Below are 16,994 nucleotides of genomic sequence, written 5' to 3'. Positions count from 1 at the left end.
TTATAGTCCATTTAAATGAGTGAAGTACTTATAGAAACAATAAAAAAAGAAACAATAAAAAAACGCACCGGTTAACCGATGCGTTTTTTAGAATATATCTTTTAAATATAATATTTTTCATTAAGAGTGGCCGTCAATGACACATCTTACTGCCAGTACTGACCTTACTGCTGGTGTTTGCTGTGCATCTGACGGTTTTTTGAACCATGATGACCTTTTGCTTTTCTTTCTGATTTTAATTGCGCCATTTTTTGACGCTGTTCAGGCGTTAGTACTTGCGAGATAGCATGCTCAGTTTGCACGCGTTCAATAAAGCGCTGCTTGGTTTTTGCCGCTTGTTGATCGGCTAGGCGGTTCACCGCTGCGGTATCTAGGGTTTTGGCATTGGTCAACGTTTGCATTTGTTGCTGCATTTGCGCGCGTTCTGCTTGATATTTGCTACGGTCGTTTTTACGATTATTATATTTTTCTTGCGTAATGGCTTTGATTTGCGCCTGCTGCGTCGCTGTCAAATCTAGCTGCGCCATAGTGCCTTTCATGCCACCCTTATGTATACCACCTTTACGCATGCCGTCTTTCATGCCAGCTTTATGCTGCTTTTGCATGTTAGTCGTTGTTGCTGGCGTCGTATCGGTGGTGGCGTTGACACTGGTACAGCCCGTAACCGTTAAGACGCTAGATATCGCGAGTACTGAGCCTATCAATAATTTTTTCATTATCATTACCTTAATAGTTACCTTAAATTATGGAGCAAACGTTAATTATTACGAAAAGAGGTTTTTTATCTGATAATTAATGATTAGCAAGTGTCCCGGATAGCCACTATGAATCATTAATTGCCATCAGTATTTGTTGCTGATAGCCGCTATCATACGACAGCTAGAAGTTGCGAACATTTATGAAATATTAAGAAAGGTAACGTTTGTGGCGCATTGATGGATGCTTGCCTGATAATATCAGCCATACTATGGCATGCTTAGAATCATTTGACTGAACAGCAATAAAGTAGAAAGGAGAGAAGGAGGATGGCAAATATTTTATTGGGTGATGATGATGAAGAGTTGACCCAACTGCTGCAAGAGTATTTGCATAATCATGGCATCCAAAGTGACTGTGTGCATGATGGCGAGGCGGTCATCGAACGCTTAAAATCAGCCATGCATGATAGTGCGCCTTATGATTTATTGGTGCTCGATATTATGATGCCAAAGATAGATGGGCTCAGTGTCCTGCGTCAGCTACCAGCGATTAGCGATATTCCAGTGATTATGTTGACGGCAAAAGGTGAGGAGATTGATCGTATTATTGGGCTGGAGCTTGGTGCCGATGATTATATTACTAAGCCTTGTAATCCGCGTGAGCTGCTGGCACGTATTAACGCAGTGATTAAACGTAGCCGTATTACCGCATCGGGTGCTGCCGCCTCAGAGCACTTGCCACTGCCAGAGAGCCGGTTGCATTTGGACCAAAACCAACGACTTTGCCAAATAGATGGCGTCGAGTTACAAGTCACAGGAACAGAGTTTGACTTGTTGGTGGCGTTACTTAAACAAAAAGGCGAGGTGGTCAGCAAAGCGTGGCTGTCACAACATGTCTTACAGCGTGAGTTGCAGCCGTTTGATCGCAGCCTTGATGTGCATGTGTCGCGCCTGCGTAAAAAACTGCAACCTTTTCATGACGAGCCTATCAAGGCAATTCGTGGTAAAGGTTATCAGCTGGTGCTGTAATGACGGACGCATCGATGCTTACCTCGACATTCAAGCCAAGAATCACGCTATTTTGGCGACTATTTTTCAGTCTATTATTGACGGTACTTATCACCTCTATCATCTCTGTCATGGTAGAACGTTGGCTCAATGGCAAAGAGTTAAGTGCTCGGATGGATGTACAAATTGACAATCTTTTACTCAAGCGCCAAGAAGTGGTTGCGGCGCTACAGGCTGGTGATTTATTAGCAGTCAGGCAACTTTACCGGCAAGACCGACGGCTGATGAGTCAAATCAGGATTTATGATGAGCAGGGCGCTATTATTTTTCCGCGCTATCGTTATAGAGAAGAGCGTCAAACAAACGGTCAGGAAGTGGCGCGTGACTTACCATCGTATCCTATGTCTGAGAATCGTAGAGCGCATCATGATAAAAATGACAGCGCCTACGAAAAGCCTTCTTTTATTAATGCAATCCTGCATCCAGCGATGCCGAATAGAGAAGTAATTTTTGACCCTAATAGTCGCCCAGAACTGGCAGATATCACCGTAGATTTGCCGGACGGGCAAACGGCCATTATACAACTGCGCCCGCACCTGCGTTTTGCTGATGTTTTGGCGCTGCAACGCGGTAATTTTACCGTGCGTTTGCTTCTCATTATTCTGTTTAGCGTGTTGGTTTGTTTTTGGCTCAGTCGTACGCTGACGCAGCGCATTGGTCGAGTTCAAGATACCGTGCACCGTATGATCGATGGCGATTATCAAGCCAATCCGCAGTTATCAACATTGGGCTCTGACGAGCTAGGTTTATTGGCAAAAGATGTGGCCCAATTATCAACCCGATTGGCGGAGAGTGAGCTTGCGCGCAAGCAGATGTTAAGTGATATCTCGCATGAGCTGCGTTCGCCACTGGCGCGCCTTGATGTGGCTACTGAGCTGACGCGTGACTTTGCGCCCGATGCCAGCCGTTACCTTGACCGTATCGATAAGGAATCGGCACGTATGAATGAGCTGATTGAGCAAATCATTCATATTCAATCCCTGCAAATGCAGCAATATACCATCGATAATCTAGAAAATGATGCCGTAGATATAGTTGAAATCATCACCGAGATTGGTAAAGACGTCTGTTTTGAGTTTCAGCATAAAAACGTACTCTGGCAATGGACGCCGCCCGATGTTTTATTATCGTCATCATCTGATGCGTCTTTGACTGTGCTTGGCAATCAAGAACAGTTGCATAGCGCCCTTGAAAACATCATTCGTAATGCTTTTATGCACACTCCTGCAGGCTCAACTGTCACGGCTGCAGTCACAAAAACACCGTTAGATAATAAAAGAGATGCTATTCAAATTAGCATCACAGATGAGGGTGGCGGGGTAGCAGAAAAAGACTTAGAGCGTATTTTTCAACCCTTTGTACGGCTTGATAGTGCGCGCCATCGCGAAACGGGCGGCTACGGATTGGGATTAGCAATCGTCCACGCGGTTATCGTCGCTCATAAAGGCCAAATTAATATTTGTAACCGTAAAGATGATATTCAAGGCTTAATAGTACAAATCGTACTGCCTATTCAATAAAAATAACCAATATTTGCTATCCGTTTAAAAATCATTGAATTAAGAAAATTTAGCGTACCAAGATAACAGGCGATAAGGTGCTGGCAATGATTTCTGTCGTGGTACTGCCCAGAAATAAATGCTGAAGCTTAGAGCGCCCATAAGCGCCAATGACGATGATATCGATGTTATTTTCAAATTGAAAGCTGAGTAAGCCCTCAACCGCATCAAGTTCTAAGAGCTGATGGGTATCGACACTAAAACCAGCTGCCTGTAAGTGTGCAGCCGCGTTATCAAGGCTTTTTTTAGAGGCTTCGTTATGATGACCGACCATAACGATATGACCTTGTAAGCCTTTTAATAGGTTGCTCTTTGCAAGCATGTGTATGGCATTTATCGCCGTTTTACTGCCATCAAATGCCACCATATATGACTGCGGCTCTTTAAATTTCTCTGAACAAATCAACACCGGTATGTTCGAGGCGCGGGCAACCGTTTCGATTTGGCTGCCGATATTGATACGGCTGTTTTTATGGTCCTCACCGCGCCGTCCCATGACGATAGCGCGATTCTTTTCTTGAAAATGCTCAATCGCTGGCAGCAGTTTACCGCGGCGTTGATAAATGCAAACCTTCATGTCTTGAAAGCCATTTTGAATATGGCTTTTTGCATCTTGTACCAAGGAATTGCTGTAATTGTTGACCACCTGCGCCCTTTGCTCATCGAGTTCCGATAACTCATCGAGCAAAAACTGGCGACTATTAATGCCAATGGCGCCAGACAGATCGCGTCTGACCGAAGCTGCTACGTCGCTCACGTGCAATAAAGCTACTGAGATGTCCAGTTTACTTGCGTACCACGCGGCATAATCACAAACTGAGCCAGTCACCGCTGAACCATCAATACAAGCCAAAACGTGCTCTTCCGTTATCATAATCTGTCCTTAGTTTTGCATTTATCTTTTGATAAACCGACTTTTTCATCACATTAAAAATGACCTAGTAGGGGTCATCATCTTACCTCAAATATAGTCATGGCAAGATTAAAGCGCTAGGTTTTAAATGCCTTTTTATAAATATAATTTTCTTTAATTATAGAACAATATTTCACTAAAAAAATATTGGTTCTACTATAAATATAATTAAATATCAGGTTATATGACTGATATAAAATAGGCCTTTATTTAAAAACACGGTCACTTTTTAGAGAGTGTTAAATAAGCACACAAATTAAAAACCAACTCTTAATCCCTAAAGATTGATAGTTAATAGTTATACGATTATTAAAGTAAGAAAAATAATATTTATGTTTATTATTATCATTTTATTTAAAATAAGTGCTATCTTTTAGATGTTTGCATTTGCTAACTCATTAAAAGTCAAAGATATAATTCTCTTTAACACCAAGCGCTTATCTAGGTTTCTCCATAAATTTGGCAGTTAAGCACCCTCTATCCCTATTAGACTTCCATCAAGACTAAAATTAATCTTAGAGTATTTTTAAAATTTAGTTAATAGTATTTTTAATTACTGTATAGTTATTTGAGTTTTTTTAACTTTGCATAGATAAAAAGCTTCAAGTTATTGCTTTAAAAATAATCAAAAAACAAATCTTATCTCTTGTAATTTTATGAACTATTGTTGACTAATTAAAGTAGTTTTTGAGGACGTAAATTAAAATTTAAGACAAGCAGCTTGTCTTTTATACCAAAGTTGTTAATATACTCCATTGTATTTTATTGCTGTTTCGGTATCAAACGTCTCATTATTTTGAGGGTTTGGTGTTAATAGGGAAGTTACTAGGAAAAAAGGTATGAGTGCAATTAGCCACGAAGAGCGCGTTCGTCACGAAGGTTTGCGTGAAAAAATCATGTCAGCAGAGCAAGCAGCAACATTTATCTTGCATGATATGAATGTTGGAATGAGTGGTTTCACAGGGGCAGGTTATCCAAAAGCCATCCCAGCTGCGTTGGCAGAGCGTATAAAAGCGGCGCAAGCTCGCGGCGAAGAATTCAAAATCGGCTTATTAACCGGCGCATCGACCGCTGCAGAATGCGACGGCGTCTTGGCTGAAGCCAATGGTATCAAGATGCGCACGCCTTATCAGTCAGAGCCTGCGCTACGTAAGCAAATCAACGCTGGTGAAACGCATTATTTTGACATGCACTTATCACACGTCGCTCAGCAAAGCACCTTTGGTTTTTATGGCGACATGCACATGGCGGTGGTTGAAGTGGCCGGTATTTTGCCAGATGGTCGCCTGATTCCATCTACCTCTATCGGTACCAATAACGCATGGTTGCACAATGCCGATCAAATTATTTTAGAAGTAAATAGCCGCCAAAGCTTATTGTTAGAAGGTATGCACGATGTTTTTGATGACATTGGTTTGCCACCGCATCGTAAACCGATTCCGATTACCACACCGGGTGAGCGTATTGGCGAGCCGTACCTAACTTGTGATTTGGATAAAGTCGTCGCCGTGGTCTTAACCGATTCACCTGACCGCAATAGTAAGTTTGCCGATCCTGATGAGTGCTCAACCAAAATTGCCGGCTACATTATCGACTTTTTCCATGAAGAAGTGAAAAAAGGCCGCATGCCAGCCAACCTATTGCCGATTCAGTCTGGGGTTGGTAACGTTGCCAATGCGGTATTGGCGGGCTTACAAGCCAGTCCGTTTGAAAACTTAACTGGCTATACCGAAGTATTGCAAGACGGTATGTTAGATTTGATTATGTCAGGCAAAATGACCCAAGCGTCGGCAACGGCGATGTCGTTAAGCCCAGAGGCGTTGGCGCGTTTTAATGCCAATATCGAAGAATTGCGCAAACGTATTATTTTGCGCCCACAAGAAATCACCAACCACCCTGAAGTATCGCGTCGTCTTGGCGTGCTCGCTATCAATGCGATGATTGAGTGTGACCTTTATGGTAATGTCAACTCAACCCACGTCATGGGTACCAATATGATGAATGGTTTGGGCGGCTCTGGCGACTTTGCGCGTAATGCCTTTACTTCAATGTTTGTCAGCCCGTCAGTTGCTAAAGGCGGCGCTATTTCATGCATCACGCCGATGGTGTCACACGTTGACCATACTGAGCATGATGTGATGATTATTGTCACTGAGCAAGGTTTGGCGGACTTGCGTGGTTTGTCACCACGTCAACGCGCGCAAAAAATCATTGATAACTGTGCGCATCCAGACTATCGCCCAATGCTACAAGATTATTATGACCGTGCTGCACAGACGGCTGGCATGCAAACGCCGCATTTGCTCGATGAATCTTTATCTTGGCATCAGCGTTATGTTGAAACTGGCGATATGCGCGTCAAAAAAGGTTTGGCTTTGGCGGTTTAGGTTTCAGTGCTTAACTAAATGCTTACTGAAAGGCTTAACGCCAAAATCAGCGCCGTAGCTGATGACGCCATTAAAAACACCGCTTGTCTATTTAGATGAGCGGTGTTTTTTTCTTTAAAATACAGATAATTTAAAACTAAGGTAAAGGTTAAAAATGTGGCTTTATAGGTATGTTTTTTAAAGGTTTAACTATGGCTGTTTAAATATTCAATCAATGGCTTAATGCCAGAGTCGGCAACCCCAACGCCTTGGGCGACCAAACGGCCGTCTTTATCTAATACAGATATCAGATTAGAGTGGTTAATATCACCATTATCGGCAAATTGATATTTGATATTTAAGGTATTGGCAAGCATACGGGTGCTGGCTTCATCGCTACGAATCAAGCGCCAGTTATCACCAAGCTCATTATGCTCAGCAAAGTTTTTCATCACTTCGGCCGTATCGCGCTCAGTGTCCAATGTCGCCAGTAAAAACTCTGTTTGTGCACGCGCTTCAGGCGTCATCTCTTTATACATCTGTTTCATCGATTGCACCAAGATAGGGCAGGTATGCTGACAGCTGGTATAAGCCATCACCACCACTTGATTTTTGCCCTCAAGCTTATCAAGCTCAAAGGTATTGCCACGATGGTCTGTCCAGTCGCCGCCTGCCTGATAGATAGAATACTCTTGCCCGAGCGCTTCTGCTGGTTCTTGGGCATTCATATCGGCATGATTCATCTGTTGATGATCCATGTTCTTTATGTCGTGATGATTGTCTGTCGCGACTTTAGATTCAGAAGTAGTATCAGGTTGACTGTCTTGCGTCGCCGCCGAGTTAGGCGCGTCAGGATTGCTACAGGCGAGTAAGCCAATACAGAGTCCAGTAGTCAAAGCCAGTTTGATAGCATAAACCAGATGAGACAATGGCTGAGTTACTGTATTTTTTGGACTTGTATTTTGCAATCTTGTATTTTGCATAATTTTTATTGTTTTCATAAGACAATCCTTAAATACCATTAAATTCAATTGAGCATAAAAAGTAGGGCGCTGTGTTAAAAGGGTGCTAAGTTAAAGTAGAGCGCTATGTTAGGGCAAGTTAATTACTAGCACAGCGAAAACCTAGGCTGCTGACCGTGTATTTGGCTTCTAAGCTTGAGCGAAAACCATAGCGCATAAAGGCTGCATAATCACTTGGGTCGACCGCACCGGCTGCGCCCGAGCCGCAAAACATTTCTTGGTTTAGATTGCTGTCTGAACGTGATTCGCCAGTGACCAAGCTATTATTAAAATTCTCTGTCCATTCCCAAATCAAGCCGTGCATGTCTTTGACGCCCCAATAGTTGGCAGGGCTTTGTCCGACATCGGCAAGCTGGTCTTTGTTGCCAGCAGATTTACCATACCAATCAAGAATGCGCTGGTTGTAACCGGCCTCCACGCTGCCATTTTTATTGGTAGTAGACGCCTGTGCGACATATTCCCATTGTTCAACCGTTGGCAAGCGCTTGTTTTGCGCGCGGCAATATTGATTGGCGGCATACCATGAGACATTGACCACAGGCTTACGAAAATCCGCCTTTCTAGGCACAGAGATATCTTTGGTATTAATCCAGTGTTTTAGATAACCAGAATCGGCAAAAATGGGTGCAATGGCACGTTGGCGAAACCTTGGATTTTCTTTTATAAATTGATAAAACTGTATATTGGTGACGGGTAGCTCATCAATTTTGAATGTATCGACTGCCACTAACGGTGAGTTTTTGCTCAAATATAACGGACGATAAGTACCGGGCTCAATGGTTAGCTCTTTTGCTTGCGCTTGCGTGCTCATTAACGCAAAGTCGGTTGTGACGCTCAGAGCACTAACGACCAATAACAGGACGAGCGGGCGAGCGGTTGTATGCACAATCTTCCGAGCGTTCATTTTTAGAGTGTTATTTTTGTGAATCTCAATGCTGTGAGTGTTAGTGATGTAAGTCCATAACATAACTAATCTCCTAGTAAACCAAAAAGAGGACGGTGCCAAACGCTTATTCAATCAGATACTGTATTGAAAGTGACTGTTCAATGAAAGTTTTTTCATCGAACAGTCTAATTGTAACCCTATTAACTAGCGTAGCTTTCTAGGTTATTTACGAGCAGCTTTGACTTCTTCTGGCGTTACCTCACCACCTTTGTTGCCCCAACTGTTAATAATATAAGTGACGACGTTGGCGATTTTTTCATCATCCAAGGCAACGGCTGGCATGACACTGTCGTACTCTTCGCCGTTGACGGTAATCTTGCCAGTCAAGCCATGCAAGATAGCATTGACGGCGCGTTTTGGGTCTTCGTTGAGGTAGTCAGACTTGGCCAATGGTGGGAAGGCTTTTGGTATACCAGCACCATTTAATTGGTGACAAGCCGCGCAGTTACTAGCGTAAATAGACTCACCCATTTTAATTCTTTCTTGCTTGTTGGCAGCGGTTACGACTGGCGCAGGCGCATTGGTTTTACCAAGACTTTGTGCTGCTGAGCCTTCAGGTAAGTAGACGTCTTCACGCACTTTTCCTGAATATATTTTTTTGTCCTCTGCACCTTTGACATCGATGATACCAAGCGCACCTTTGTTAAATGCCCGGAAAATAGAGTGGTCAACCATCACAAGCTCGCCTGGGACATCTACTTTGAACTGGGTAATCGCGGCGCCCCCTGCAGGGATAAGGGTGGTTTGAACATTATGGTTTTCAGCGCTACCGCCTTCCATATTGACCTTGTCGAAAATCTCACCAATCACGTGGAATGATGACACCAAGTTAGGACCACCGTTACCAACGAATAGACGAACCGTTTCACCGACGTTGGCTTTTAACGAGTTTTCACCGGTAAGCGCCCCAACTGAACCGTTAAATAACACGTAATCTGGCTGCTCTTTTACCGCTTTTTCCATATCAAAAGGTTGCAGGCCTTTATCGCCATAGTTGCCTTTGGTATAAAAATCGCCCTGCATGACATAAAATTCACGATCAACCTTCGGTAAACCGCCTTCTGGCTCAACCAAAATTAGGCCATACATACCGTTTGCGATGTGCATACCAACGGGCGCTACCGCACAGTGATAGACATATAGGCCTGGTTTTAGTGCTTTAAAGTTAAACTCCGAGGTATAACCAGGAGAGGTAAACGAAGAGGCAGCGCCGCCCCCTGGACCTGTCACCGCATGTAAGTCAATATTATGCGGCATTTTTGAATCAGGGTGGTTTGATAAATGGAACTCAATTTCATCGCCTTGACGTACGCGAATAAATTGCCCCGGTACCTGACCGCCAAATGTCCAGAAGTTGTACTCAACGCCATCCGCTAGACGCATGGTTTTTTCTACGGTTTCCATTTTTACAATGACTTTTGCCGCATAGTCACGATCGATAGGTGGTGGTACTTCAGGCGCATGGGTGATAACCGCATCAATCACTGGTAGCTCGCCATTTTTGGTGGTTGGCGCTTTGCTGTCTTTTGTGGTTTGAGTGGTTTCCGCGCTGGTTGCCGTCGCCTTATCAGGGGTTGATTTATCACAACCGACCATTCCTACCGTACCAAGGGCAAGAAGACAAGCTAATGCAAGTTTAGAATAGTTGAGGGCTTGAGGCTGAGAGGTTGTAGAGTTAAAAAGACGCATAAGGCTCTCCAAAAATTGAAAATAAGTGGCTTATTTAACAAAGCTCGATTTATATCGCTTATTAGTATCCTAATGTGATAGTTAGATAAAGCGAAAATCACTATAGAAATGATAAGATTCGACAACAAAACTATAAAAGCGGTGAGCTTCTAAATTGGCTTCCATAAGATATATTTTAAATGAATGTTTATAAATAAGCGAATTATTTGCGCAAGATTTGTTCACGCTTTTTATACTGATGAGTTATAAATTTAATTAGGTGTTATTACGATTTGATGCACTAGAAAGGAGAGGAGTAAAGACTGTAAGGATTAAGATTTAAACACTGAGATAGGTTTTTTAGGATTTGAAAATTCTGCTCGAAATTAGTAAAGCTAAGTGGTTATTAAACTTAGCTATTATATTAAGTTGGGTTGGTATTACGAGAGTGGCAGACAGTTTATATTCAACGCGGATCGGAATTTTTGTCATTATTGCTATTTTTTCGATAAGACAAACGCCGCTTGATGAGTAAACCGATAATAACAACCACGATTGATATACCAATAGCTTTAGAATAAGGGGCTAACACGCCTGCGACAGCGTCATAGTTTTGACCCAAGTAATACCCAGCTAGCGCCAATATCGCGGTCCAAATGCTGGCGCCTAAAGCGGTTAGCGCCAAAAACGGTAATAACGACATTTTATTCATACCGGCAGGGATTGAAATGAGCGAACGTACGCCCGGTACCATACGCCCAAAAAACACTGCCATTTTGCCATGTTTGTCAAACCATGCGTTGGCATCGGTGATGTCAGTAGGTTTAATAAACACGTATTTGCCGTATTTCTCAGTGAACTCGACCAAGCGCGGTTCATCGAATTTATGGCCCAAATAGTATAAGGGTAGCGCACCCAGCACCGCGCCAAGCGTCCCAGTTAAAATAACCAAGACAATGCTCATATCGCCTTTAGAAGCGGCGAATCCAGCAGCGGGCATGATAACCTCAGAGGGAATAGGCGGAAATACGTTTTCAGCAAACATGGCAAATATAATGCCAAAGTAGCCAAACTTTGCCATGATGCCGAGTACCCATTCACTCATTTGGTCCATAGAATTCCTAAATAATTGACAAATTGATGGCTGTCAGCTTATAAAAACTATCGGCTGGTAAAGGTAATGGTTTTTGTGCCATTTGTAGACGGCTGGCTAATCGTTACTTTACTGTCTAAAATATCGCCGCGCGCATTAATTTTATAACATTCTGACGAGCTGCCGTTAGGATCGTTATTGAGCAGTAAGTTAGCCGAGGTTTCTATGCAAAACCACGCGGTATTATTGCTGTCTCTGGTTAAAGACCAATCTTGATTATAAGTGCCTATTTTTTTGCGCATGCTTCTATCGGCATAGACATCTTCAGTAATCAATTTGCTTGATGAACCAACCGTTGCCATTTTAGGAATGGTTGTGGTCTGATTGGAAATTGAGTACTTACCTGAGCTGTCAGTGAAACCATGAAATACCAATGGATTAAGGGTAAAGTAATTAATGGCGACTGATTGATCAGTGACTTGATTGTTGACTTTATTGATGGTATTTACTTCAGCACCTTGGACTTGTTTATTGTTAAATACCATGCTGCCTTTGGGCGTGACTTTGATGTCAGCAGAGGCGGTTTGATTGCCAACGTTTGCTACCAAGCTTTGACTGCGGGCTTTGGTATAAATATTGAGCATGGCCGCTTCAACGGGATATTGAGTGACAATATTGCTTGAATTGCCCGGCGTACTGCCACCGTTCATGCCGCCTGCACAAGCGCTTAAGCCTACCGATACCGCGATAACCAATCCTAATTTTTTCATGGTGTATTCCCTCGATTTATTTGAGTTTTCTTTATTTAAATAGTTATTACCTGCCTACTATAATCGAATTTTTAAGCGCTGACAGCTGCCGTGTATCCTTGTACCTGCCATTCTTACATCATTATAACAACCGATGATTTTGTAGAAATTTATTAAATAAACGCGTGGTAAAAATCCCTAACCAATTAAAATAGGATAAATCGCTGTTTTTTCTGCTCATACCTCTTTAGTCTGTTATCATTTCGTCCTGCAATAACGCCAGTTTTACTCTATAAGCACCAATTATAAGCACCATTCGTTAGGACGTTAAAATGATCGTCAAGCAAAAGCCAAGCGCCATCAAACTGCTTTTTACCTTGCGTGGCTCCATTCTGCCCAAGGTCTATCCGCAGATTTTGCTCATTAGTTTAATTAGTGCCTTTATCACCAATATCCAGCATGGGTTTCCCAGCTCTTTTTCTTCTTATAGCGTCGCGCCGTTTACCTTGCTTGGGATAGCCTTATCGCTGTTTTTAGGTTTTCGCAATAACGCCAGTTATCAGCGCTGGTGGGAAGCTCGAGGGCTATGGGGGCAATTGGTCTATGATACGCGCAGCTTTACTCGTCAAGTGCTGTCTTATATAGATGATATAGATGATGAGGGTGAGAAAGGGTGCGATAGCCAGCGCCGACTGGTGTATCTGAGCATCGCTTTTACCCATGCGCTGCGCCATCGACTACGTGACAGTGCGCCTTGGCAAGATGTTGAGCGCTTTGTCGAACCTATTCATCATACCAGCATGAAGGAGGCGCAAAATTTGCCGGATTATCTGCTGCGTCTGCTTGGTAAGGAGCTTGGCTATTGTCGGCAGCAGCGCTTGACGTCAGATCTTATGCTGCAAAATATGGACGAGCGCATCAATTCGATGACGGTGGTTTTATCCGCCTGTGAGCGTATTCATAGCACGCCATTGCCGTTTGCTTATACGCTGCTGGTGCATCGTACGACGTATTTGTACTGCTTTATGCTGCCTTTTGGTTTGGTTTCTTCTTTAGGCTGGGTGACACCTTTGATTTGCGGCGTTATTGCTTATACCTTTTTTGGTTTGGATGCGCTAAGTGAAGAGTTGGAAGAGCCTTTTGGGCTGGCAGCCAACCAATTACCGCTGACCGCTTTATCCAGGAATATCGAGATTAATTTGCTAGAAGCCTTGGGTGAAACCGAGTTGCCGCCAAACATCATGGCTAAAAACGGCTATTTGCAATAATCTTTTTATCATAAAATGAATATGGCAACAAAATTTACGCTATTAACATTTATGGCATAAAAAAGACCACTCTAGCGGTCTTTTTTATTTCACCTTGTCATAATGATTATTAAATGCCGTTTAAAAAACTTAGCAGCGTTTGTTGTTGCGTGGCAGGTAATTGTCTAAAACGTGTCTTAGCACTTTCTGCTTCACCGCCATGCCAAAGTATCGCTTCTGTCAAGCTGCTGGCGCGACCATCATGCAAAAACCGTGCTTCTGGGTCACGTGCGACAATACCAATACCCCATAATGGCGGTGTACGCCACTCATAGCTTTCGGCATTTTTTTCTTTAACGCCGTCATCTAAACCTTCGCCCATATCGTGCAGCAATAAATCGGTATAAGGATAAATGGTTTGCTGTGCGAGCAGCGGAAAGCGCACGCTAGCGCCCGTTTTTTGTTTTGGCGTATGACAGCTCGCGCAGCCCACTTGGGTAAAGAGCTGCGCGCCTTTATTAAAGGTCGATAAATCAGCCACTCGGCGCTCAGGCACTGCCAAGGCAGTCATAAAATCGGTCACTGCATCCAAGCTGCTGTCTGAAACCTCAGGCGTGCCGCCATTGGGCGCTGTCCAACAAATCGGCTGATTGACCGTACAGTTAGGTTCCATAAATACGGAAGTGGTCAAACCCATATCTTGTGACATGGCATTGGCGTTTTGGGTGCGTAGGCTTGAGTTAATCGCCTTCCAACCAAAGCGGCCAATGCGCCGCTGTTTGCCATCCTGTACCCAATGTACGCGCCCACTGATGCCGTCTTGATTGTTATCGTCAGGGTCAGCTGCCGCAATGATATCCGCCTCAGGAATTAGGTCGAGCAAACCCATGCCGACCAATTGCGGTGAGATGCGCCCACTGATAGCGGTATCTCCCAGCGGCTGATTGGGGTCGGTTGCGCTAAAGTGAAACTGGATACTGGCAGGTTGGTTGCCATTACTCGCTGTGATGGTGTAGCGCATTTTACCTTCGGGTGCGATGCTGGCATCGATACTTTGATGTTGCATTTGCTCGCCGTAATAAGTGTGCGCAATCCCTTGTTTGTTGCCGAGCCTAAATAATATGGCGTCACTTAGCTCGCCATTTGCCGCATAAATGGGTTTGCGTCCTTCAGCACTATGGCACTGGGTGCAGGCATTGGCGTTAAATAAGGGGCCAACGCCATCAAAGAGCACACGACCTTGATTGGCTGGTGTCCATTCGGTGATAAAGAGCTCACGACCTGGCGATACGCCGCCCAAGGCACTGCTTGGCAGATTGGGCATAATCTGTAAAAATGGCCTTGAGATATCGGCAGCGATGGTCGCGTTGCCACCGGCTGGTAGCCAATTGATATCAGTTGCAGGATTGTTTGGGCTGTCTGGGTTTTCAGGTATAGTTGGCGGCGTAGGCTGGCTAGGTAAATTCGGGGTGTTAGAGCTGTCATTGTTTGAGTTATCGGAACCGTCCGAGCCGCCACAAGCGCTTAGTAGTAAAGTTACCGTTAAACAAAATAGCGCACGGCGTATGACAGGGAATAAAAGAGTAGAGAGAGGATTTGAAAGGTTTGGTGAGCAGTGATTTGGTGAATGAGGCAGTAGAGACATGGTAAGACCTAAAATGGCTAAAAATATCATTTATTAAATTATGAAAAAAAATACCAAAGATGAGTAAGCAGAAATTAACAAAACCATAATTTAACAAGGGCAACATGAATTTGGCTGCCCTTGTTCACTACATTTGCTATTGCATACTCATGTTAAAGATAAGTCGCGTTTATAGCTGGCTTGGTAAATTGACTGGCATAGGAGTGTTATACATCCAAACGTGGGTAGTGTCTTTATTACCGAGTGAGCCCTCAAAGCTCCAACCCCATGTAAAGAGTTGACCGTCTCTATGCGAGGTATTGGTATTAGTTTTGGTATTTTGCTGCAGAGGTTTTTCATGGGCGATCAAGTGCATGACGCCCATCGCCATATTGTCGATATTTTTTAAGTTAGGTAATTTATTGGTCGGCTCATCTAAATCCTTATAGACAGTTTTGCCTGCGCTATTTGTTTCCCCAAACATACCCCACGCATAAAGGATACCGTCTGTCGCTGAGCCATTTTCTGTTGTTCCATTGTTCGATGGCACATCGTCCAGCAGCGCATAGCTGGCATTGCCATTGGCATAGATACGGCGAATATTTTTATCAGTAAACCATGGAAGTTTGGTTGGCTTAACAATGGTGCTTTTCCAAGCGCTTTGAGTGCCTTTGAAATGCTTACCGTTATAACCTATTTGGCTACTGGCATTAAGCCCCCAAGCGTAGATCGCTTCCTTATTGGTTAGCGCCAATACATGGTCGCGTCCAGCGGCAAGTTGGGTCACTTTTTCAAGGCCAATGTTTGGGTCAGAGGCAAGCTGAGGAGTAGGGACAATAGCGTTAGTAGTATGAACGTCAACATTGGTATGAGCGTTGGTATTGCCGCTCAGAACATCAATACGAATCGGCCTTGCATTAACATTGATACAGTTATTGGCTTGGTTACATTCTTGCCCGCGACCTAGATTGGCATAGGCGTCGCTGCCCCAGCCCCAAACTTGACCTTTATCATCTAAGGCGTACGAGCTATTGGCACTGGCCACCACTTGCACGATATGCCCGATGTCAGCGGCTGCTGAAAAATCAACCTTTACTGGTGTGCTGCTCTCTATCGTTGTCGCATTACCAAGCAGTCCTTGGGTGTTGGCACCAAACGCCCACACGCTGCCGTCTTTGGTCAGTACCAAGTTATGATTGTAACCTGCTGCTACCATCAGCGCATTATCAATACCAGCGATAGCGCCAATATCTAGGCGGCAGTCTTCTGTTTTACTACAGTCATTGCGACCAGTCTCGCCGCGTCCTAATTGCCCAGAAATATCTTCGCCCCAACTATAAACCTGACCTTTAGCATCTAGCGCCAGCGAATGATTTTGATTAAACTTAATAGACACCAGGTCTTTTGGCGCACTGTGCATCAGCATGGGGGTAGCTGGATGACCCATGACGTCGGCAACTTTCGTCGTCATTCCCAGACCGGTTTGTCCATAATTATTGCGCCCCCAACCATACAGTTGTCCATCGCGCAGAGCAGCCGTATGTGAGCCACCCGCCGCGACAGTATCGCCTAGATAGACAGTTTTGGTCGAGCGCATGATGTTGCCGTTATTATCTGTGGCTTCTAAAGTGATTTTATTGCTACCCAATGCCAATAAAATACGCGCGTCAAAATCCCCGTTTGTATCAAAGTCTAAGCTTTGCACTGGCTCTTCGTTGCGCTTATATGTCAACGATTTGATGCCACTGCTATCTTGCACTTGCCCAGAAACAAATATTGCCGCCACCGCGCTATAGCCATCGGTAAAGTTGCTATCAGTGGTCAAAAGTGGCGGCGTCCCATCAATGATTGTGGTGTCATCAGAATCATTGCCACAAGCAGTTAGCATCAAAGTCGCGCTGATAAGTGCCACTACTTGGCTAAGACGGGATAAGCGCATAAAAACCTCAATAAATGATCAATAAAAGAATAGGTGTTTAAATATAGGAAATAGCAACATAGCGTAAAATGGGTGTAACTATGGATGCGAATAATATTACAA

Annotated in this window: 13 protein-coding genes; 4 read left to right on the top strand and 9 right to left on the bottom strand. The window is 43.9% G+C overall.

What is annotated here, in order from left to right; genetic code table 11:
• Window positions 1-164: 164 nt before the first annotated feature.
• A complete protein-coding gene (locus RAH45_RS07375) occupies window positions 165-716 on the bottom strand; it encodes a Spy/CpxP family protein refolding chaperone (RefSeq protein WP_193030297.1) in 552 nt (183 codons plus the stop codon).
• 309 nt (window positions 717-1,025) lie between these two features.
• On the opposite strand from RAH45_RS07375, the gene RAH45_RS07370 reads away from it, so the two are divergent.
• The gene (locus RAH45_RS07370) at window positions 1,026-1,727 is read left to right on the top strand and encodes a response regulator transcription factor (protein WP_102076776.1); all 702 of its coding nucleotides are present in this window, start codon (window positions 1,026-1,028) and stop codon (window positions 1,725-1,727) included.
• A gap of 14 nt (window positions 1,728-1,741) precedes the next feature.
• Window positions 1,742-3,286: a sensor histidine kinase gene (locus tag RAH45_RS07365; RefSeq protein WP_306495091.1), complete on the top strand. Its 1,545-nt coding sequence runs from the start codon at window positions 1,742-1,744 to the stop codon at window positions 3,284-3,286.
• Between the two features lie 49 nt (window positions 3,287-3,335).
• Here RAH45_RS07365 and RAH45_RS07360 read toward each other — a convergent pair whose 3' ends face one another.
• Complete coding sequence (locus RAH45_RS07360) at window positions 3,336-4,199, bottom strand: universal stress protein (RefSeq protein ID WP_068404922.1); 864 nt, start codon at window positions 4,197-4,199, stop codon at window positions 3,336-3,338.
• 878 nt (window positions 4,200-5,077) lie between these two features.
• On the opposite strand from RAH45_RS07360, the gene RAH45_RS07355 reads away from it, so the two are divergent.
• Entirely contained in the window at window positions 5,078-6,625 is a 1,548-nt protein-coding gene (locus RAH45_RS07355; RefSeq protein ID WP_068404920.1) for a succinyl-CoA:acetate CoA-transferase ScpC, read from the top strand.
• Between the two features lie 185 nt (window positions 6,626-6,810).
• Here the strand turns inward: RAH45_RS07355 and RAH45_RS07350 are convergent, their stop codons facing one another.
• The 5 genes from RAH45_RS07350 to RAH45_RS07330 form a co-directional block, all read right to left on the bottom strand.
• A complete protein-coding gene (locus tag RAH45_RS07350) occupies window positions 6,811-7,605 on the bottom strand; it encodes an SCO family protein (RefSeq protein WP_193030301.1) in 795 nt (264 codons plus the stop codon).
• A 100-nt stretch (window positions 7,606-7,705) separates the two neighbouring features.
• Window positions 7,706-8,593 carry a formylglycine-generating enzyme family protein gene (locus tag RAH45_RS07345; RefSeq protein WP_265090574.1) on the bottom strand — a complete coding sequence of 296 codons (888 nt, stop codon included), beginning with the start codon at window positions 8,591-8,593 and terminating at the stop codon, window positions 7,706-7,708.
• Window positions 8,594-8,734: 141 nt separating this feature from the next.
• On the bottom strand, window positions 8,735-10,261 hold the full coding sequence (gene nirK / locus RAH45_RS07340) for a copper-containing nitrite reductase (RefSeq protein WP_226928778.1): 1,527 nt from the start codon (window positions 10,259-10,261) through the stop codon (window positions 8,735-8,737).
• 445 nt (window positions 10,262-10,706) lie between these two features.
• Window positions 10,707-11,354, bottom strand: coding sequence for a DedA family protein (locus RAH45_RS07335; protein ID WP_191691916.1), 648 nt, complete (start codon window positions 11,352-11,354; stop codon window positions 10,707-10,709).
• A 47-nt stretch (window positions 11,355-11,401) separates the two neighbouring features.
• Entirely contained in the window at window positions 11,402-12,103 is a 702-nt protein-coding gene (locus RAH45_RS07330; protein WP_198328340.1) for a hypothetical protein, read from the bottom strand.
• 311 nt (window positions 12,104-12,414) lie between these two features.
• Here RAH45_RS07330 and RAH45_RS07325 point away from each other — a divergent pair, with 311 nt between their 5' ends.
• Window positions 12,415-13,350, top strand: a complete 936-nt coding sequence (locus RAH45_RS07325) for a bestrophin family protein (protein ID WP_306495090.1) — start codon at window positions 12,415-12,417, stop codon at window positions 13,348-13,350.
• Between the two features lie 109 nt (window positions 13,351-13,459).
• Here the strand turns inward: RAH45_RS07325 and RAH45_RS07320 are convergent, their stop codons facing one another.
• Entirely contained in the window at window positions 13,460-14,974 is a 1,515-nt protein-coding gene (locus tag RAH45_RS07320; protein WP_305935899.1) for a di-heme oxidoredictase family protein, read from the bottom strand.
• Window positions 14,975-15,143: 169 nt separating this feature from the next.
• A complete protein-coding gene (locus RAH45_RS07315) occupies window positions 15,144-16,892 on the bottom strand; it encodes a chromosome condensation regulator RCC1 (RefSeq protein WP_306495089.1) in 1,749 nt (582 codons plus the stop codon).
• Between the last annotated feature and the right edge of the window lie 102 nt (window positions 16,893-16,994).

Source organism: Psychrobacter sp. van23A, from assembly GCF_030845275.1.
GTDB classification, from domain to species: Bacteria; Pseudomonadota; Gammaproteobacteria; order Pseudomonadales; family Moraxellaceae; genus Psychrobacter; species Psychrobacter faecalis.
This window is presented reverse-complemented; position numbering and strand designations above follow the sequence as displayed.

Excerpts from the sequence above, each read along its gene's own strand:
- RAH45_RS07315 (WP_306495089.1), bottom strand. The coding sequence starts at position 16,892 with ATGCGCTTATCCCGTCTTAGCCAAGTAGTGGCACTTATCAGCGCGACT.
- RAH45_RS07355 (WP_068404920.1), top strand. The coding sequence starts at position 5,078 with ATGAGTGCAATTAGCCACGAAGAGCGCGTTCGTCACGAAGGTTTGCGT.
- RAH45_RS07345 (WP_265090574.1), bottom strand. The coding sequence starts at position 8,593 with ATGTTATGGACTTACATCACTAACACTCACAGCATTGAGATTCACAAA.
- RAH45_RS07365 (WP_306495091.1), top strand. The coding sequence starts at position 1,742 with ATGCTTACCTCGACATTCAAGCCAAGAATCACGCTATTTTGGCGACTA.
- RAH45_RS07325 (WP_306495090.1), top strand. The coding sequence starts at position 12,415 with ATGATCGTCAAGCAAAAGCCAAGCGCCATCAAACTGCTTTTTACCTTG.
- RAH45_RS07335 (WP_191691916.1), bottom strand. The coding sequence starts at position 11,354 with ATGGACCAAATGAGTGAATGGGTACTCGGCATCATGGCAAAGTTTGGC.
- RAH45_RS07350 (WP_193030301.1), bottom strand. The coding sequence starts at position 7,605 with ATGAAAACAATAAAAATTATGCAAAATACAAGATTGCAAAATACAAGT.
- RAH45_RS07320 (WP_305935899.1), bottom strand. The coding sequence starts at position 14,974 with ATGTCTCTACTGCCTCATTCACCAAATCACTGCTCACCAAACCTTTCA.
- RAH45_RS07375 (WP_193030297.1), bottom strand. The coding sequence starts at position 716 with ATGAAAAAATTATTGATAGGCTCAGTACTCGCGATATCTAGCGTCTTA.
- nirK (WP_226928778.1), bottom strand. The coding sequence starts at position 10,261 with ATGCGTCTTTTTAACTCTACAACCTCTCAGCCTCAAGCCCTCAACTAT.
- RAH45_RS07370 (WP_102076776.1), top strand. The coding sequence starts at position 1,026 with ATGGCAAATATTTTATTGGGTGATGATGATGAAGAGTTGACCCAACTG.
- RAH45_RS07330 (WP_198328340.1), bottom strand. The coding sequence starts at position 12,103 with ATGAAAAAATTAGGATTGGTTATCGCGGTATCGGTAGGCTTAAGCGCT.
- RAH45_RS07360 (WP_068404922.1), bottom strand. The coding sequence starts at position 4,199 with ATGATAACGGAAGAGCACGTTTTGGCTTGTATTGATGGTTCAGCGGTG.